Origin of the sequence: Lacinutrix sp. (assembly GCF_037625555.1) — a bacterium.
Taxonomy (GTDB): domain Bacteria; phylum Bacteroidota; class Bacteroidia; order Flavobacteriales; family Flavobacteriaceae; genus Lacinutrix.
Window position 1 is genome coordinate 1 of sequence record NZ_JASJHV010000113.1, and the last position, 18,195, is coordinate 18,195.

Below are 18,195 nucleotides of genomic sequence, written 5' to 3' on the forward strand. Positions count from 1 at the left end.
ATGCGTCTCCAGCATATACGTAAAGTTCATTTTTTATATCTTCGGTAGTAATGGTTTCTGATTATTTAGTTGTGTTTGCTGGTTCTTTTACTTTAGTAGTTGCTTCTTTGTTCTTAGAAGAACCACAGGATGCTAACACTAAAGCTATAGTAAAAATAGAAAGTACTTTTTTCATTTTTAGTCTAATTGATTTGATTAAGTAGTAAAAATACAAGAAAAAAGGAAGTTTACTATTTTTATTGTATATTTTTTAATACTACTAACGTGCTTTGTTAGGTATTAAAAAATCTTTTTTATTGGCTAATTGCCAAGCAGTAGCAAAAATTAACTTTGTGCGTTTTGCTAATAATGGGTAGTTTATTTTATCTTCTGTATCTGTTGGTTTATGGTAATCTTTATGCTCACCATTGTAATAGAAAATTACTGGAATGTTTTGTTTTGCAAAATTATAATGATCACTTCTGTAATAGTATCTGTTCTTATCTGTTTCTGCATTGTATTTGTAATCTAATTCTAGATTGGTAAATGTTTTGTTGGCTTCTTCGGAGATGTTATGTAGTTCTTTGCTTATTCTATTGGCTCCAATAATGTATAAATATTCTGGGGTTTTTTCATGTCTTTTATCTACACGACCTACCATATCTATATTTAAATTAGCAATGGTTTTATTGAGTTTAAAAACCGGATTTTCTACATAAAATTTAGAGCCTTGTAATCCTATTTCTTCTGCTGTAAGGTGTAAAAACAAGATGCTTCTTTTGGGAGAATAACCACTAAGTTCTGCTATTTTAAAGGCTTCTGCAATTTCTGTAATTGCTACAGAGCCAGACCCATTATCGTCTGCTCCAAAATGAGTGGCATTATCTTCTATTCCTAAATGGTCTAAATGGCCAGAAATTATTAATACTTCTTCTGGTTTTTCACTTCCTTTTATATAAGCTAATACGTTTTCTGATGCTTCTATGCCTTCTGGAAAAAAACTTGAAGGAATGGATTGGTAATAGGAAGAATCTTTAATTACAGGAGCTATACTTTTTGATTTGTAGAAGTCTTTTAAAAAGTGTGTTGCTTTTTTTTGTCCTTGCGTACCAGTGCCACGACCTTGAAAATCTTCTGATGCAAAAACTATTAGCCTCGATTTTAAATCTTTTACACTTATAGAATTTGAATATTCTAAAATAAGTTCTTTGTCTATTATATTAATAGTGTTCTCTAGATTATTAGTTTGTGTACTTTGTTTAGTTTCTGCACAAGAACCTACTATTATAAGAGCAGAGGCAATAAGTAGAGATTTCATTTATAAAAGTATTTAATTGAGTTACGGTCTTACATTTAGTTAAAAATAAAAATGTCGCATAAAAATAATTATGCGACACTTACTATTTTAAATAGATTTTACTCTGTAAAATCTATATCTTCTAATTCTTCTATGGCATCTTCTTGAGATTCTTGATCACGTTGCTCTAGTTTTTCTGTATCACCAACTTCTGTAGTTGCTGTTATAGATTTAAAAGTGGCTAATGCTAATGCTATAATTGTAAGCAAAAATATAAGCTGTACTGTATGTTTTGGTTTGTTTTCTTTTCTTCCTTTTAAAAAGGCTAATATTCCAAAAATTAATCCTGCTATTGCTGGAAAAAAAGCAAAATTTGATAATGGTAAAACGGCTAGAATAACTGCGAAAATGGCACTTACTAAACCTAAAATAATAAATAATAGTCTCATAATTATATTAGTTTTTTAAACCTGTTGCACTTTTAATTCTTAATTCTCCACTTCCTACTGCAACTTTAAACTTTGCATAAACAGGAACCCTGTTTTCGTCTGCAGTTAGCCAAAGAAAATTATCATTTCCTTTTAAAGCATCACTATTGGTAAGGTTTATACGCAACTTATAACATTCTTTAGTGCCTATTGCAGTTTTAATAGTTTCTTTTGCAATGTAGGTAAATCTAAATTTTGTTTCTTTTGCATCAAATAATACAGTAAAAGTATCACTATCTCCAATTTTAGCTTTTTTAATATCTAAACTTCTTAAGTGGTAGATTGTTGTCACAATATCTTTAGTGTTATAACTAATTTTCACAGTTGCATTTCTATCCCAAAAACCAGACTCGAAATTTTTACTTTTCTTTCTAATTAAACTTTTTACAGTTTTTGTTTTATGGTTAAAATTGTATTTAACAAACTTATAATGACCACCTTCATCTATGTCTCTCTTGTATAAATATGGTGTTAATGTATTAGGGTTTACATAGCTTTCGTAGAGATCTCTAATTTTAAAAAAATTATCCCATTTGCTGTACGTAGTCGCTTTACATTTTAAACGCAATAAAGTTGAGCTAGATGTTTTTATTTCGCTAGTTTCCATGGTTACTTGAGCAAAATCCGTCATTAAACCAGACATCTTATAGCCAGCAGTAAATGTAAGCGACTCTCCTGCTTTAAAGGCATTGTTTTGTGCATTTATTAAAAGCGAAAAACATAGTGTTAATAATAGAAATAAATGTTTCATGTATAAATTTTAAATTTCAAATATAGATATTGTAAACACTAATTATGCCGAAAATATTGTATTTGGGTTTAATTTAAGATTTTTATAATACTATTTTAAAAGTACACTTCTTAATATACTTTTTATATCGCTATTATCCTTTTGTTTAATTAAGAAATGTTCTAGCTCATCTTGATGCTTTATTTGTTGACTACTATCTACAAAACCGTAGCCTAAATAGGTTCCGTTTTTAATAATAACAAAAGCTTCTTCAGTATTGTTTCTGCCTTTTTCTTTTATTATGACATCTCTACTATCATTTATAATTTTACAAATAGCATTGGTGACGCGCTCATTATAATCTAGAATGTTTTCGTTGACTTTACAAACACCTTTGCAGCTTTTTAATGTAAAGTGAGCGCATTCGCTTACACCTTCTTGTAGGTGGCAAAATTTTGGGCACAAACTAAATTGCTCGCATATACGCTCTATAAATAAACGTGCTTCGCGCAAACTACACAATGTAATTATTGGGTTTGGTACAGCCTTACTGTTGTTAATAGCAATATGCATAACATCGTTACGGTCTTGATAACTAAATATTGAAAACCCTTTAGGTACTCTTTTTGAAACTTTATTGTATTGTGGATAATGGTATTTTATAGCTGCATCTTCCATTAATAAAGCTACAAGTTCACTGCCAGACAATTCGAAATCGATATAGGCAGTTTCACGAACCATATCTAAGTTTTTTTTTGCTTTACTGTAAAAGTGACTGAGCACTCTTTTTTTTATGTCTTTAGCTTTACCTACATAAATTATTTTCCCTTTTTTATTTTTAAAATAATAAATACCAACACTGTTTGGGATGGCATTAAAGACTTCCTTTGGTAGGTTAGGAGTTAAGGTGGCTTCTTTACTGTTTTTATTTAAAAAGTCACTAAATACTTCTCGCGATTTTTCTTGAGCTTGTAATTTTTGAAATAGAATTACTGTCGCTTCTGCATCACCTCGAGCACGATGTCTTCCGTTTACACTTATGTTTAAATCTTTACATAATTTACCAAGACTATAACTGCGATGTCCTGGTAGTAATTTTCTACTTAAACGTACTGTGCATAATTTCTTTCTATTAAATTCAATATTTAAAGATTTGAATTCGTTTCTAATAACGTTATAATCGAAATTAACATTATGTGCAACAAAAATAGTACCTTCTGTAATGTCAAGAACTTGTTGTGCAATGTCTCTAAATTCTGGTGCATTTGCTACAGTGCTATTATCTATTCCTGTTAAAGCTGTAATATGATCTGGAATGAAACAGTTTGGGTTTACAAGCGAAGTAAATTCATCTATAACAGTATCTCCATTATATTTAAATACTGAGATTTCGGTAATTCTATTTGTTCTTCCAGAGGTTTCAACGTCTATTATTGTGTAATGCAATACGTTTTGATTTTAGATTTAAAAAGGTTACTGTATGGTTACTTTATGTTCTGTAGTTTCTACTTTTTTCCACATGTGTTCTGAGGTTAAATAAAAACTACCAATAAAATCAAAATTACATTCGTTTGGAGCAATAATAGATAAAAAAGGTGAGCCTTTTTTATCTTTATATAAATGGTATATCTCACCAAGAATAGGTTGAAAATTAAATTTAGCATTATAAACTAGATTGTTATATTCTAGCTCATGTATCATTTTATCATATTCAGCTTTAAGCTCGAGATATTTTGCCTTTAACTGCTTATTTGCTTTATTAACGTTTTTATTTTTCCATGTAATATTTTCTGTCACCTGTATTGCAGGAGCACCAACGTTTGTAGCATAAGGTTTTAAAGCAGCATCATATTGTTGTGATTTTGTATTAAAAACAACATTATCTGGTTTCTTTTTATCAGACATTTTTTCTTTTTTTTTTAGCATTGTAAAGATAAAGGTTTTACATGTTTTAATAAAACATTTAAGAAATTGTAAACAATGCCATTTACTACAATGCCTTCGAGTGGCGTTTTGAGTTTCCAGAAGTATTAGCAGACGATGGAAGTTATATTGGGTTTGATGCTATTATTGGGAATCCGCCTTATATTTTTTCAAGAGAATTGATTTCTTTGAAAGATAAAGATTATTTTAATACTCAATTTAAACTTAATACTTATATATTATTTACTGAGTTAGGAGTCAAAATTGCTAATTCTAATAGTTCTTTATCATATATAATCCCTAATAATTGGTTGACGTTACAGAAAAATTCAGATTTTAGAGAGTATATTTTAAAAAAAGGTAAAAAAATTGTAATTATTAACGATAGGGATAAGACTTTTGAAGACGCAAGCGTTGAATCTTCTATTCTAACATTTTCAAGACAAGGTAATTCTACTACAGTTTGTTATGAAATGAAAGAAAAGACACATCAATTTATTTCAAAAGTAGAAAATAAAGAATATTTAAATTCTGGTGGAAGTATAATTAATTATGGTTTTTATAGTGATATAGAAACTGTTGGGATTGTAAAGAAATTTTTGAGTAAGTCTGTAGATATGGATACTTATTTTGAAGTTAAAAATGGTGTACAAGCATATACTGTTGGAGAAGGTGTTCCTAAATTAACTAAAGAAATGAAAGATGAGCGAGTATATCATTCTAACATAAAAAAGGCAGAAGATTGGAAAATATATTATGATGGCTCAGATATTAAAAGATATAATGCAGTTTGGAGTGGTCAATATATTAAGTATGGTATAAATTTATCAAGGAGAAGAACTCCAGAGTTATTTGAAGGAGATAGAATTTTAGTCAGACAAATTCCTGCTAAAAAACCTTATTCGATTGTTTCAACTTTTATTAATAATGAATCAGTTTGTGATAATAATTATTATATGGTTATTCGACCTAAATCAGATGATTATTATTCTTTAACTAAAGTGTTATCAATACTTAATTCAAAACCTATGAGATATTGGTTTGTTGCAGTATTTGCAAAAAATCAAAGAAAATTATTTCCTCAATTTAAGGTTAATGAATTAAGAGTTTTTCCAATACCTAAATTAAATAATAAATTGCTTAATAAATATGAAATTAAAGTCAATCAAATTTTGTCATTAAAAAAAGAAAACCCAAAAGCAGACACCACAGCCTTAGAAAGAGAAATAGACCAAATGGTTTACAAATTATACAATTTAACCACAGAAGAGATTGCAATAGTAGAAGCGTCTTAATACTTTAGAGCTAATAAAATTAATTAAATGGTTTCCTTATAAAAAAGTGAAGCCATTTTTTGTGCCTTAGTTTTAAGTAGTTAAAAAACGTACTTCTGTCCACGATATTGTCAACTCTAAAAATAAAACCCTCATAATCAATAGATTATAAGGGTTTTTGCGGAGAGTAAGGGATTCGAACCCCTGGAGGTGTGACCCTCAACAGTTTTCAAGACTGCCGCATTCGACCACTCTGCCAACTCTCCTTTTGCATAATCAAGCTATTTACTTGTCTGCGGCTGCAAATATAGTGTCCTTTTTAGTTCTATTCAAATAAAAAATACAATTTTTTTTAAAATTTATTTTAAAATTGGAATTGGTTTCATTTGTTTGTTGACAGCTATAAATTTAAAGTATCCTGTTACTGATAATTCTCTTTGATAGCTGTACATGTTTTCCATAAAAATATCAACTTTCACTGTGCAACTAGTATTTCCAACTTTATATACTCTTACAACAAGCTCTATAATTGTACCTTCTGGAATAGGTTTTTCGAAATCAATTTTACCTGTTGATATTGTAACTACTTTTTTTCTACTAAATCTAGTTGCACAAATAAATGAGGCTTCATCCATCATGTGCAAAGCGGTTCCTCCAAAAAGTGTATTATAATGGTTTGTTGTATTAGGAAAAATAGCTTTAGATATTCGAGTTTCTGATGAATTGATTAATTCTTGAGTAGATTTCATGCGTATATTAAGATTTTTATTTCAACTTAGTTAGTCTTTATTGCGAATGTAATTCTATTTTTGCTGAAATTTAATAAACTATATAATGGACATAATTAAAGCGCTAAATTGGAGATATGCTACCAAATCTTTTGATGATGATAAGATAATAACTGTTGATAAATTAAATATTATTCTTGAGGCTTTTAATTTGACTGCGACTTCATATGGTTTACAGCCTATTAAATTATTAGTTATTTCGGATAAAGAATTGCAAAATAATTTAGTAGAGCATTCTATGGGACAAAAACAAGTTGCTCAAGCTTCTCATTTATTGGTGATCTGTACAGAAATCACAATAGATAGCGTGTATATTGAAAATTATTTTGAATTAGTAAAGTCTATTCGTAAAACTCCAGATGAAATTTTAAATCCATTTAAAAATTTTTTAATTTCAGACTTTGAGAATAAATCATCATTAGAAATTAATGAATGGTCAACTAAACAGGCTTATATAGCTTTGGGTAATTTACTTACCATTTGTTCAATTGAGAGAATAGATGCATGTCCAATGGAAGGCTTTAACCCTAAAATGTATGATGAACTTTTAGATTTAAAGTCTAAAGGGTTACAATCTGTATTAGTTTTACCAATTGGACATAGAGCAGAAGATGATTATATGTCTACGCTAAATAAGGTTAGAAAGGATTTAAGTGACAGTGTTATTACGATCTAAAGCAATATAGTGGCTTGATTATTGTTATTATTAATATATTTTTATTGTATTAAGTTCTATTTTATTACGAAAAACCTGCTTTTGTTAATACTTATTTGTGTCTCTTTTCAATCTTATTCTCAAGATGAAGAACTATTCTAATATTAATTGGTTAACGGATTTTGATGACGCTAAAAAAGCATCTTCAACCTTAGGTAAACCAATTTTAATATACTTTACTGGCAGCGACTGGTGTCCACCATGTAAAATGTTAAAAACTGACTTTTTTAATTCTGAAGCATTTGAGTTGAAATCTAAAAACTTTGTTCTTCTTATGGTAGATATGCCAAGAAGACTTGATATTATTACTGAAGAACAACGTAATAAAAACAAGAAAGTAATAAAAAAGGAAGCTACCCTAAACTAGTTGGAATAAATGCTAAAGGTAAAGTTTTGGGAGAATTATCTGGCTATACCTTTTTAAGAGAAACAGATAGACATTTTGACTTTATAGATGGTCTTGTAGAAAAGTATTAATGTTTTAAAAATATTATTATAGCCTCTTAAACTTTGGTTTATGAGGCTTTTTTTATTAATGAAATTGAACTATTTTTGATTAAATTTAAAATTGCTTATGCCAGGATTTGAACGCTTTGGAGATTTAGAAAGAGAAGAATTAAAAGATGTTTTAGACAACGGTGTTTTAATGCGTTATGGTTTTGATGGTATGCGTAATGGTCATTGGAAAGCAAAGGCTTTAGAAAGCGAATTAAAGAATGTTTTAGAATGTGATTATGCACAATTAGTTTCTAACGGTACATCTGCAGTATCTGTAGCTCTTGCAAGCGCTGGTGTTGGATTTGGAGATGAGGTAATTATGCCTACATTTACTTTTGTTGCAAGTTTTGAAGCAATATTATTATTAGGCGCAATACCAGTTTTAGTAGATATTGAGGATACTTTAGGGTTAGATGCTAAAGCTGTTGAAGCAGCAGTTACTTCTAAAACAAAAGCAGTAATGGTGGTGCAAATGTGTGGAAGCATGGCTAATATGGGTGCCCTACAAGCTGTTTGTGCAAAACATAATTTATTATTAATTGAAGATGCATGTCAGGCAATAGGAGGAAAATATAATTCTAAACCTCTAGGAAGCATAGGTGATTTAGGTTGTTTTTCTTTTGATTTTGTAAAAACAGTGACTTGTGGAGAAGGTGGTGCGGTAATTACTAATAATAAAAAATATTATACAAACGCAGATCATTTTAGTGATCATGGCCATGATCACGAAGGGAATGATAGAGGTGCTGAAATGCATCCATTTTTAGTTTATAATTTTAGAATTTCGGAATTGCATGCTGCAGTTGGTTTAGCGCAAATTAAGCGATTACCAGAATTTTTAGAAGTTCAGAAAACAAACTATACAATCTTAAGAGATGCTTTATCTCAAATTCCTGAAGTTACTTTTAGAACTGTTCCAGATGGTGGACAAGAGAGTTATTCTTTTTTAAATTTCTTTTTGCCAGATCTGGAAACAGCAAGAAAAACAATAAAAGGTTTTAAAGACAATGGAGTAGACGTTTGCTGGAATTATTATGATAATAATTGGCATTACGTTAGAAAGTGGAATCATTTAAAAGATGCTAAATCTTTGTTTCCATTATCTAAAGAGATTAAAAATTCTTTAGATCTTTTAAGTAAAAAAACATTTACTCAAAGTGATCATTTTATTGGTAGAAATATTTCGTGTCTTATAAAACTGTCTTGGACGGAAGCAGAAGTTGTAGAAAGAGCAAAAAAGATGGTTGAAGCTGTAAAATCTTCAATTTAACATCAATAAAGTGCCTTAAATCGTATTTTACTTTAAGCTGTATTGCTTTTGTATAGGTGAAAAAATTGAGTTAATAATTTTCAATTCATAGTTTTGAATAAAATTAGATTATGAAATCAATTTACTTATATACTTTTTTGTTTTTATCTATTTTTATTAAAGGATTCTCTCAAGAACTTCCTTTAGATTTTTCTGATTCTAATGATAATTTTACAGCATTTGGAGGTAGTGGTTTTTCCTTTAATGTAGATCCTACAGATTCTAATAATGCTACAGGACAGTTTTTTAATGATGGTTCTGATCCTTGGCAAGGTTTTTTCTTGAATTTGATTAATCCAATCGATTTAGACATTCAAAATACAATTAGTTTATCTTTCTATGGCTTTGACCCGTATGCACACAATATTGTTTTAAAATTAGAAAATGGTGCAAATGCGGATGTTGAAGTTACTAAAAATGTGCCTTCAGGTGGTGGTTGGACAGATAATATTACTTTCGATTTTGCAAATGCAGTATTAAGTTCGGATGGTACAACACCAGTAAACGCTTCTGGAACATATAATAAAATTGTTATTTTTATTGATGGAGGTGTTACTACTTCTGGAATGTATTTAGTTGATGTTATCGATGACGGAACAATACCTATAGATCCAAACACATTAGATGTTATTTATTCAGATTTAGTTTGGGAAGATGAGTTTAATGATAATGGTGCTATAGATTCAAATAAATGGTTTCATCAAACACAAATACCAGCAGGTGGAAGTTGGTTTAATGGTGAACAACAACATTATACAAATCGTATTGAGAATTCTTTTGTAGATAATGGTTTTTTAAATATTGTTGCAATTGGTGAAACTTTCAACGATCAGGGTCAAACAAAGCAATATACTTCTGCACGATTAAATTCAAAATTTGCTTTTACTTATGGTAGAGTCGATGTAAGAGCAAAATTACCATTCGGGAATGGTACTTGGCCAGCAATATGGATGTTAGGTAAAAACACTAATGAAAACGGTGCTTTTTGGGATAGTCAATTTGGTACTACAAATTGGCCTGCTAGTGGTGAAATAGATATTATGGAGCATGGTTTGGGTGCAATTAACCATACTTCTAGTGCTATACACACACCCTCAAGTAGTGGAAATACTGTTAACTACGCTGCACAACAAATAAGCGATGTTGCTAATAATTTCCATATTTACTCTGTTAATTGGTCGCCAAACCAAATCACTTTTTTAGTTGATGGTATTGGATTTTATACTTATAATCCAGCAGTTAAAAATGATGCCACTTGGCCTTTTTATGAAGATCAATACCTTTTACTTAATATTGCTATGGGTGGTATTGCTGGAACTATCGATTCAAACTTTGGGCAAAGCAGTATGGTTATTGATTATGTTAAAGTGTTCCAAAACACTCTAAGTGTAAATGACTATTCAATTAAAGCATTTAAAGTGTCTCCAAATCCTGCATCAGATTATATTACTATTTCTTCGGAAGAAAAAATAGATTGTATTGCTTTGTTTGATGCTTTAGGTAATGAAGTGTTTAAGTTATATGAAAACAGTAAGCAAATAGATGTTTCTTTCTTAGATTCTGGAATGTATTTTTTGAAAATAAACTCTGGAAAGAGAATCGTTACAAAAAAAATAATTATTAATTAGTAAGCAACATATTCAACAATTTCTAGACCATAACCAATAATTCCAACACGTTTTGTTTGTTGTGAGTTAGATATAAGTTTTAGTTTATGAATATTTAAATCGTGTAAAATTTGTGCTCCAATACCAAAATCTTTACTATCCATAGCTATTTCAGGTGCTTTCACAACCTCTCCTTGCTTTTGTTCGTCTTTTAAAAGGCTTAATCGCTTTAATAAATTTAATGATTGAGACTGCTGGTTAATAAACAGTAGTGCTCCTTTTTTCTCTTCATTTATTACACGAAACATATCGTCTAATTTTTCGTCTGCATTGTTAGTAAGTGTACCTAAGATATCATTATTAACTAAAGTTGAATTTACACGTGTTAAAACTGGTTCGTTAGTTGCCCAATCTCCTTTGGTTAAAGCTATATGTACTTGATTATTTGTTGTTTGTTGGTAAGCGCGAAGTCTAAAACTACCAAATCTAGTCTCAATATTAAAGTCTTCTTTTTTATCTATTAGAGAATCATGATCCATTCTATAAGCCACTAAATCTTCAATAGAAACTAATTTTAAATCGAATTTTTTAGCGACTTCAATAAGCTGAGGTAAACGTGCCATTGTACCATCTTCATTCATTATTTCAACAATTACACCAGCAGCATCTAATCCTGCTAAACGTGCAAAATCAATAGCAGCTTCAGTATGTCCTGTTCTTCTGAGCACACCACCTTCTTTTGCAACTAAAGGGAATATATGACCTGGTCTTGCTAAATCAAAAGGTTTTATGTTTTTGTTTACTAAAGATTTAATAGTTAATGCTCTATCACTAGCCGAAATACCAGTAGTTACACCTTGACCTTTTAAGTCTACCGAAACTGTAAAAGCAGTCTCCATTGGATCGGTATTATTAGTGACCATCATATGTAAACCAAGATCTTTACACCGCTCCTCGGTTAAAGGAGCACAAATTAAGCCACGACCATGTGTAGCCATAAAATTAATCATTTCTGGAGTAACTAGTTCTGCAGCAGCAAGAAAATCACCTTCATTTTCTCTATCTTCATCATCAACAACAATAATAATTTTTCCTGCTTTAATATCGTTAATTGCCTCTTGAATAGTGTTTAGTTTAAAAGCCACTTTTGGTTTGGTTTTAGTGATCATTATAATACTTTTCTTAAGCAAAGATATTGCTTAATTATGATTTATTTATTGAATAAATATTAGATTTCCCAATATCAGAATAGTTTTTGCATTCTTACTTCAATCTACTTTTAAAAAAGTAAAATATGCTAACAATACATGAAATTAAACTTAATTGTAATGAAGAAGATGCATATTGTGCCAATTTATTGTTAGCGAGTACAAAATAAAGAATAACATAAATAGCCGATAATATTAAAGCGCCTATTGATGCTTTAAATAGTAGATTTCTTTCTTTTTTTATTGGATCTATTTCTACTGCTTTTGGAGTATCAAGTTTGTTTCTTATTTCTTGATTGTCAAAATTATTAAATTCTACAACTTCTAAATCTTTTTTAATTTGCTTTTTCTGAATAAAATAAAAAACAAAATATAACGGTAAACCTAAAGCAGAAAATAGTATACCATTTATACTGTTGGTTTTCCCTAGGTGCTTGTATAAATTTGTGTGTTTTGAAAAAGATTTTGCTAGAGCAAATATGAATGTTAGAAAGATAATAATACCAATAATAAAAACGATGTTACCTATGCCAGAAAGCTTATTATTAATTAAGACTCTTCCACCTAAGATAAAAAGCATACCAATACAATAAAGTACAAATGCTAATTTAGAATCTTCAAAATAATCGTTTTTTAACGTGCTTGCTTCTTCAAGAAAATCTTTATCTAAATGGCCTGCCATTTTTAACTCTTGCCTAGTGATACCTCTGTAAGTAAGTAAAGAAATAGCAGTGTTTTTATGTTCTACGGTGTAATCGAAATTTCTATAATTTTTTACAATAGCGATAAGTTTATTGTCTTCTAATTTTTTAAGAATATTATAATCTTCAGAATCTACATTAAAGACTCTTGTACTAAACTCGGTTTTTTTTTTAATATTAAAGAATTTTTTTAATGGTTCTAATAGTCCGTCAGTTTCAAACAAACCTCTATCTTTTGTAGCTCTTGTGGTTAAATAAATACTTAAGGGTAGCATGATAAGTGTGGAGAACCATGTTGCTAATGCAGGATTAAAGGAACCGTCTTTTGCGCTATTTTTTGCGAAAATTCCAATAAAATGGTAGCTTAAAAATATTACAATTGCAATTACCATTGGTAATCCCAATCCTCCTTTTCTAATTAAGGCACCTAATGGAGCTCCAACAAAAAATAAGATAATGCACGCTATAGCAAGCGCGAATTTTTCATGAAGTGCAATAATGTGTTTGTTTAGCCAAATTGTACCACCTTTTATATTAGTTTCTTTTGCAGTTATTATTTGTTCTGTACTAGAAACAGCATTTATTGCGTAATCTAGAAGCTGGACTTTTTGTTTTGTATTGAATAAGTCTATTATTGTTCCATTAAAAATAGTGTCATTTTTTTTAACCGAAAGGTTTAATGTTCCAATATTTGTTCTGTTATATAATGTAGTTCCAAACTTTTTATATTCAGTTTTACGTTCTATTATAAGAGAATCTGTTGTGTAATTAAGATCTCCTATAGCAAGCATAGTGTACTTGTTATCTGTATTTTTTTCTTCTAAGTCTACAGCGTTTAATTGCGATAAATCTATATTCATCGTGTATTTTGCAAACTCACTTTTTAAAAAAGGTTTCTTTATTTTCTCTTCATGTTTTTTTGGAGGTGTATCATCATAATAATAACCATCAAAAAGCACTAATTTTAAAACATCAGATTCTTCGTTACTAACAAGTTCTCCTGTTTTGGCAATTATAGTAATGTGGTTTCCAGGTTTTCTGGTTTGGCCACGATGTATAAGAACATCTTCTAAATATTGTCCACGATCACCCGTTTTGTTGGCTACCTTAATATTAAAATTATCACCAATTTGATTAAATTGTCCTTCTGCAATAGCCATTGCAGGCTTTACTTTTGCAATATTTTTTCGTAAATTATAACTTTCGTATTCTGCTCTTGGAATAATATTATTACTAAAAAAGAAAGTAGTGATACTTAATATTACAATAAAGATGCTTAGACTCGACATTGCGCGTTGCAAAGAAATGCCTGTAGATTTCATTGCTGCAAACTCATAGTTTTCGGCAAAATTTCCAAAAACCATAATTGAGGATAGTAGTATTGTTAATGGTAAAATTAATGGAATTAGAGTAGGAGTGATGTAAAACAGAAATTTTAACACAGTTAAGACATCTAAATCTTTACCGGCTAATTCCTTTATATATAACCAAATAGCCTGTAATACAAAAATCAGCATGAGAATAACAAACACGCTGATAAAAGTTTTTAGATAAGAAGTTAATATGTATCTATCTAATATTTTCACTAATTGGACCTAATCTAGTTTAATAATAGTGTAATCTTTTTTATACTTACTCTTGTCAAATGTAAACAAGGTTTTTGAGATAGGCTCGTTTGTTTTAAAAGAATTAACAGTTAAGGTCGTTTTAATTTCGTTTTTACCAATTTCTATAAGATTATAAATATGTTTTGTCTCGGCATCTATACCTAAAAGGATATATTTCATGCTTGAATTAGAGTCCATTGGAGATAATTTTACATATTGAATTTTTCTACCTTTAACATTTTGAATAATATCCATTTTACAAGTAAAACCTTCCTCGTAAAATGTTAACATTTTGCTTGGTGTAACAGTACCTTCATCTTCTTCATATACAGAAGAAATAGTAACCTCGTTATCTCCTGGGTTAATAGTATATAGTTTACTACCATCAAAAATTCGTGTTATACCTAAACCGTTTAATCTATATTTATCACCTTCTATAGTGACATCACCACGTGTTTCTTGTCTTATGTCTTCTGAAGTGTTTTCTAAAACATTTTTAAAATCTATTGAAATATTCTTGTAGCTTATTACTTTAGCTGATACTTCATTTAAAAGCGATTTTGCTTTAGCATCATTTTGAGCAAATGTTACTGTAGAAATTATTAAAGCGAATACTAATACTATTTTTTTCATTTTTAAATTTGATTAAATCTTTTTTATTGACCTTCGTTTTCTAATAATTGATCGAGAGCAACTAAATCTGTTACTAAAACCTGTCTTGCTTTACTACCTTCAAAACCGCCAACAATTCCTGCTGCTTCTAATTGATCTATAATTCGTCCAGCACGATTGTAACCTAATTTTAATTTACGTTGCAATAGTGAAGCAGAACCTTGTTGTGCTGTAACAATAATTTCTGCAGCTTGACGAAACAGTTTATCTCTATCGTCTATATCTATATCAAGACTCGTGCCACCTTCTTCGCCAACATACTCTGGAAGTAAATAAGCATCTGGATAAGCTTTTTGAGCACCAATAAAGTCTACTATTCTTTCTACTTCTGGTGTGTCTACAAAAGCACATTGAATCCTAATCATGTCGTTTCCTTGGGTGTAGAGCATATCTCCACGACCAATAAGTTGGTCTGCTCCTCCAGCATCTAAAATAGTACGCGAATCTATTTTACTAGATACTCTAAACGCTATTCGAGCAGGGAAATTTGCTTTAATTATACCAGTAATTACGTTTACAGATGGTCTTTGTGTTGCAATTATTAAGTGAATACCAATAGCACGTGCTAATTGTGCTAAACGTGCAACAGGAGTTTCTACTTCTTTTCCTGCTGTCATAATTAAATCTGCAAACTCATCTACAACTAAAACGATATAAGGTAAATAGGCATGACCATCGTTTGGATTTAATTTTCGTGCTTTAAACTTTTTATTATATTCTACGATGTTACGACAGAGTGCGTTTTTAAGCAGCTCATATCTGTTGTCCATTTCAATACAAAGCGAATTAAGTGTATTAATTACTTTAGTATTATCTGTAATAATGGCCTCTGCTTCGTCTGGTAATTTTGCTAAATAATGACGTTCTATTTTATTAAATAAAGTTAATTCTACTTTTTTAGGATCTACCAAAACAAACTTAACTTCTGCTGGATGCTTTTTGTAAAGCAAAGAGGTTAATACTGCATTTAATCCAACCGATTTTCCTTGACCTGTAGCACCAGCCATAAGTAAGTGTGGCATTTTAGCTAAATCAATTACTAATGTTTCGTTACTAATTGTTTTACCAATAGCAATAGGAAGATGCATGTCTGTTTTCTGAAATTTTTGAGATGCAATTACAGAACGCATAGATACAATAGTTGCATTTTTATTTGGTACTTCTATACCAATAGTACCTTTTCCTGGAATAGGAGCAATTATTCTAATACCTAATGCAGCTAAAGACAATGCAATATCATCTTCAAGATTTTTAATTTTCGAAATTCTAATTCCTGCATCTGGAACAATTTCGTATAATGTAACTGTTGGGCCAATAGTGGCTTTTATGGTTTGAATACCAATTTTATAATTGTTTAAAGTTTCAACAATTTTATTTTTATTTTCCTCAAGTTCTTCTTGGTTAATTTTTATACCTTCTACATCGTATTTCTTTAATAAATCTAGACTTGGAAACTGAAAATTACTAAGTTCTAAAGTAGGATCAAATTGCCCAAAGTCTGCTACTAATTTGTCTGATAGGTTATCTGTTTCAGATTTTTCTTCAGCAATTTCTTCTATCTTCATTTGTAATTCCTCTTCCGCTTCCTCCTCTTTTGGTATTTCTACCTCAAATGTAGTTTTTGATGTTTTAGGTTCTTTAACCTGTGGTTCTTCAATTTTAGAATAGTTAGTAATTGTAGGTTCTACAGTTTCAACATTAATTTCGAATGCTGTTTTAATGGCTTCTGCTTTATCACTAAGTGCATTGTCTACTGGTACAATAGTGTAGCTACTTGCATTTTCAAATTCAGATTTAATGTCTTTTTTTGCACTTTTAAAGAGCAAGCCAATACGCTCTGGTGTAAAACCAAACCGAATTGCTAAATACGTTATTACTCCAAAAACTAGTAAAAGACCAACACCAACTTTTCCTATATAATTTTGTAAAAACAAATTTATTTCAAAACCAATAACACCTGATAAAAGTCCAATTTTAGGAATAATAAAGCCGAATAAAATCGAGGTCCAAATAATAATTAGTGTTCCCCAAAACCAATGTTTAAAAAGTTTATTTTTTTTTAAATCTAGCAGAATATAAATTCCTGAAACAAATATTAAACCAGAAAAAATAAATGAAGAGATACCGAAACCACGTTGTATAAAAAAATCACTAAGCCAAGCACCTGTTTGGCTTGCCCAATTTTTAGTTTCAACAGTTCTAGATGGAATTTCGTTAACTACACTCTGATCTATTTTTCCTGTAAAAAGAAAAGATAAAAACGAGATAAATATTAAGATTCCTAAAAGCCCTAAAAGACTACCAAAAATAAGCTTTTGTTGACTTGTTAATTTAAAACTGGGTGCTTTAAAAGAGCGCTTTTTTTTAGTTGTTTTAGATTTTACTTTTGCCATTTTTGGTTTTTATATTACGTAAAAATACAAATAACTAACGGTTTTCCTAATTAGTAATTGTGTTTAAAAGAGATTAAATAATTTTAGGAATATAAATAATGCAGACAATAATTACCGCTGCAATTGCAACTATAAAAACAGCTCCTGCTGCTAAATCTTTTATTAAACCAATTTTTTGATGATGCTCTGGATGTATAAAATCTGCAATTTCTTCAATAGTTGTATTAACACCTTCTACAGCAATAATTATTGCAATAATAATAATTTGTATGCACCACTCGGTTAGTGAGAGATCAAAGTAGAATCCAGCAATAGTCATTATAACACCTATAGATAATTGTACTTTTATACTTGCTTCTGTTGTTATTAATAGATAGGCGCCTTTAAAAGCGAAACCAACACTTTTAATTCTATTTACCAAAAAACAATCTTTTTTTTTACTCATCTAAAAGTGCATATAAAGATGCTTTGTAGTTAGGTTCGTCCGCAACTTCAAGTACTTGCTCTGTGTATTTAACAATTCCGTTTTCATCTAAAACAATAACACAGCGTGAGTGTAAACCTTCAAAAGGTCCATTAGCAAACTCTAAACCATAATCCTTACCAAATTTGCCGTCTTTAAAATCAGAAAGCATCATTACATTTTCTATACCTTCAGCACCACAAAATCTAGCTTGAGCAAATGGTAAATCTCTAGAAATACATAAAACTCTTGTATTCTCCATTTCTGCAGCTTCCTTGTTAAATGCTCTTACAGATGTAGCACAAGTTCCTGTATCTACACTCGGAAAAATATTGAGCACTAATTTATTGCCTTCAAAATCTGATAATTTTTGAGTAGATAAATCACTAACTGTTAAAGTGAAATCTGGAGCTTTTTCTCCTATTTTTGTTAAGTTTCCTGAAGTTTCAACAGGAGTTCCTCCTAAAGTTATTTTAGCCATTTATATATTTTTTTATTTAATTTTAAAAATAAACATTCTACTTAAATGTTAGCACTTTTAAT

At 29.8% G+C, this 18,195-nt stretch carries 18 protein-coding genes and 1 tRNA gene; 5 read left to right on the forward strand and 14 right to left on the reverse strand.

The features are described 5' to 3' along the window. Nucleotides 1-61: 61 nt before the first annotated feature. The 6 genes from QNK89_RS09495 to QNK89_RS09520 form a co-directional block, all read right to left on the reverse strand. Nucleotides 62-175 (reverse strand): lipoprotein, encoded by a 114-nt coding sequence (locus tag QNK89_RS09495; protein ID WP_340170782.1) that lies wholly within the window; start codon nucleotides 173-175, stop codon nucleotides 62-64. Nucleotides 176-259: 84 nt separating this feature from the next. Beyond that, on the reverse strand, nucleotides 260-1,297 hold the full coding sequence (locus QNK89_RS09500) for a M28 family peptidase (protein WP_340170783.1): 1,038 nt from the start codon (nucleotides 1,295-1,297) through the stop codon (nucleotides 260-262). A 98-nt stretch (nucleotides 1,298-1,395) separates the two neighbouring features. Then, nucleotides 1,396-1,725: an FUSC family protein gene (locus QNK89_RS09505; protein WP_340170784.1), complete on the reverse strand. Its 330-nt coding sequence runs from the start codon at nucleotides 1,723-1,725 to the stop codon at nucleotides 1,396-1,398. Nucleotides 1,726-1,732: 7 nt separating this feature from the next. Next, nucleotides 1,733-2,515, reverse strand: coding sequence for a DUF3108 domain-containing protein (locus QNK89_RS09510; protein WP_340170785.1), 783 nt, complete (start codon nucleotides 2,513-2,515; stop codon nucleotides 1,733-1,735). A gap of 90 nt (nucleotides 2,516-2,605) precedes the next feature. Beyond that, on the reverse strand, nucleotides 2,606-3,940 hold the full coding sequence (locus QNK89_RS09515; RefSeq protein ID WP_340170786.1) for an exonuclease domain-containing protein: 1,335 nt from the start codon (nucleotides 3,938-3,940) through the stop codon (nucleotides 2,606-2,608). Nucleotides 3,941-3,967: 27 nt separating this feature from the next. Further along, nucleotides 3,968-4,420, reverse strand: a complete 453-nt coding sequence (locus tag QNK89_RS09520) for a DUF2452 domain-containing protein (protein ID WP_340170787.1) — start codon at nucleotides 4,418-4,420, stop codon at nucleotides 3,968-3,970. Nucleotides 4,421-4,563: 143 nt separating this feature from the next. Between QNK89_RS09520 and QNK89_RS09525 the strand changes: the two genes are divergently transcribed. Beyond that, nucleotides 4,564-5,712 (forward strand): TaqI-like C-terminal specificity domain-containing protein, encoded by a 1,149-nt coding sequence (locus QNK89_RS09525; RefSeq protein ID WP_340170814.1) that lies wholly within the window; start codon nucleotides 4,564-4,566, stop codon nucleotides 5,710-5,712. Nucleotides 5,713-5,872: 160 nt separating this feature from the next. Here QNK89_RS09525 and QNK89_RS09530 read toward each other — a convergent pair. Both QNK89_RS09530 and QNK89_RS09535 read right to left on the reverse strand, forming a co-directional pair. Next, nucleotides 5,873-5,957: transfer RNA gene (locus QNK89_RS09530), tRNA-Ser, on the reverse strand. A 93-nt stretch (nucleotides 5,958-6,050) separates the two neighbouring features. Continuing rightward, nucleotides 6,051-6,440, reverse strand: coding sequence for an acyl-CoA thioesterase (locus QNK89_RS09535; protein WP_340170788.1), 390 nt, complete (start codon nucleotides 6,438-6,440; stop codon nucleotides 6,051-6,053). Between the two features lie 85 nt (nucleotides 6,441-6,525). Here QNK89_RS09535 and QNK89_RS09540 point away from each other — a divergent pair, with 85 nt between their 5' ends. From QNK89_RS09540 to QNK89_RS09555, 4 genes are all read left to right on the forward strand, one after another. After that, entirely contained in the window at nucleotides 6,526-7,155 is a 630-nt protein-coding gene (locus tag QNK89_RS09540; RefSeq protein ID WP_340170789.1) for an NAD(P)H-dependent oxidoreductase, read from the forward strand. 124 nt (nucleotides 7,156-7,279) lie between these two features. Beyond that, on the forward strand, nucleotides 7,280-7,561 hold the full coding sequence (locus QNK89_RS09545; protein WP_340170790.1) for a thioredoxin family protein: 282 nt from the start codon (nucleotides 7,280-7,282) through the stop codon (nucleotides 7,559-7,561). A 207-nt stretch (nucleotides 7,562-7,768) separates the two neighbouring features. Next, nucleotides 7,769-8,962: a DegT/DnrJ/EryC1/StrS family aminotransferase gene (locus tag QNK89_RS09550; RefSeq protein WP_340170791.1), complete on the forward strand. Its 1,194-nt coding sequence runs from the start codon at nucleotides 7,769-7,771 to the stop codon at nucleotides 8,960-8,962. Between the two features lie 110 nt (nucleotides 8,963-9,072). After that, nucleotides 9,073-10,629, forward strand: coding sequence for a family 16 glycosylhydrolase (locus QNK89_RS09555; protein WP_340170792.1), 1,557 nt, complete (start codon nucleotides 9,073-9,075; stop codon nucleotides 10,627-10,629). Here QNK89_RS09555 and ribB read toward each other — a convergent pair. The 6 genes from ribB to tpx all read right to left on the reverse strand — a co-directional run bounded on the left by ribB (nucleotide 10,626) and on the right by tpx (nucleotide 18,133). Beyond that, nucleotides 10,626-11,777 (reverse strand): 3,4-dihydroxy-2-butanone-4-phosphate synthase, encoded by a 1,152-nt coding sequence (gene ribB / locus QNK89_RS09560; RefSeq protein ID WP_340170793.1) that lies wholly within the window; start codon nucleotides 11,775-11,777, stop codon nucleotides 10,626-10,628. The two genes, QNK89_RS09555 and ribB, sit on opposite strands and share 4 nt — an antisense overlap. A 94-nt stretch (nucleotides 11,778-11,871) precedes the next feature. After that, on the reverse strand, nucleotides 11,872-14,103 hold the full coding sequence (locus tag QNK89_RS09565) for an LptF/LptG family permease (protein WP_340170794.1): 2,232 nt from the start codon (nucleotides 14,101-14,103) through the stop codon (nucleotides 11,872-11,874). 9 nt (nucleotides 14,104-14,112) lie between these two features. Continuing rightward, a complete protein-coding gene (locus tag QNK89_RS09570) occupies nucleotides 14,113-14,757 on the reverse strand; it encodes an outer membrane lipoprotein carrier protein LolA (protein ID WP_340170795.1) in 645 nt (214 codons plus the stop codon). Nucleotides 14,758-14,780: 23 nt separating this feature from the next. Beyond that, on the reverse strand, nucleotides 14,781-17,189 hold the full coding sequence (locus tag QNK89_RS09575) for a DNA translocase FtsK 4TM domain-containing protein (protein WP_340170796.1): 2,409 nt from the start codon (nucleotides 17,187-17,189) through the stop codon (nucleotides 14,781-14,783). Between the two features lie 73 nt (nucleotides 17,190-17,262). Beyond that, nucleotides 17,263-17,634, reverse strand: a complete 372-nt coding sequence (locus QNK89_RS09580; RefSeq protein ID WP_340170797.1) for a diacylglycerol kinase family protein — start codon at nucleotides 17,632-17,634, stop codon at nucleotides 17,263-17,265. After that, complete coding sequence (gene tpx / locus QNK89_RS09585) at nucleotides 17,627-18,133, reverse strand: thiol peroxidase (protein ID WP_340170798.1); 507 nt, start codon at nucleotides 18,131-18,133, stop codon at nucleotides 17,627-17,629. The genes QNK89_RS09580 and tpx overlap by 8 nt, the downstream gene beginning before the upstream one ends. Nucleotides 18,134-18,195: the final 62 nt, after the last annotated feature.

Bases quoted from the DNA above. Each gene is read 5' to 3' on its own strand.
- QNK89_RS09495 (WP_340170782.1), bottom strand. From the start codon at position 175: ATGAAAAAAGTACTTTCTATTTTTACTATAGCTTTAGTGTTAGCATCC.
- QNK89_RS09500 (WP_340170783.1), bottom strand. From the start codon at position 1,297: ATGAAATCTCTACTTATTGCCTCTGCTCTTATAATAGTAGGTTCTTGT.
- QNK89_RS09505 (WP_340170784.1), bottom strand. From the start codon at position 1,725: ATGAGACTATTATTTATTATTTTAGGTTTAGTAAGTGCCATTTTCGCA.
- QNK89_RS09510 (WP_340170785.1), bottom strand. From the start codon at position 2,515: ATGAAACATTTATTTCTATTATTAACACTATGTTTTTCGCTTTTAATA.
- QNK89_RS09520 (WP_340170787.1), bottom strand. From the start codon at position 4,420: ATGCTAAAAAAAAAAGAAAAAATGTCTGATAAAAAGAAACCAGATAAT.
- QNK89_RS09535 (WP_340170788.1), bottom strand. From the start codon at position 6,440: ATGAAATCTACTCAAGAATTAATCAATTCATCAGAAACTCGAATATCT.
- QNK89_RS09540 (WP_340170789.1), top strand. From the start codon at position 6,526: ATGGACATAATTAAAGCGCTAAATTGGAGATATGCTACCAAATCTTTT.
- QNK89_RS09545 (WP_340170790.1), top strand. From the start codon at position 7,280: ATGAAGAACTATTCTAATATTAATTGGTTAACGGATTTTGATGACGCT.
- QNK89_RS09550 (WP_340170791.1), top strand. From the start codon at position 7,769: ATGCCAGGATTTGAACGCTTTGGAGATTTAGAAAGAGAAGAATTAAAA.
- QNK89_RS09555 (WP_340170792.1), top strand. From the start codon at position 9,073: ATGAAATCAATTTACTTATATACTTTTTTGTTTTTATCTATTTTTATT.
- ribB (WP_340170793.1), bottom strand. From the start codon at position 11,777: ATGATCACTAAAACCAAACCAAAAGTGGCTTTTAAACTAAACACTATT.
- QNK89_RS09570 (WP_340170795.1), bottom strand. From the start codon at position 14,757: ATGAAAAAAATAGTATTAGTATTCGCTTTAATAATTTCTACAGTAACA.
- QNK89_RS09575 (WP_340170796.1), bottom strand. From the start codon at position 17,189: ATGGCAAAAGTAAAATCTAAAACAACTAAAAAAAAGCGCTCTTTTAAA.
- QNK89_RS09580 (WP_340170797.1), bottom strand. From the start codon at position 17,634: ATGAGTAAAAAAAAAGATTGTTTTTTGGTAAATAGAATTAAAAGTGTT.
- tpx (WP_340170798.1), bottom strand. From the start codon at position 18,133: ATGGCTAAAATAACTTTAGGAGGAACTCCTGTTGAAACTTCAGGAAAC.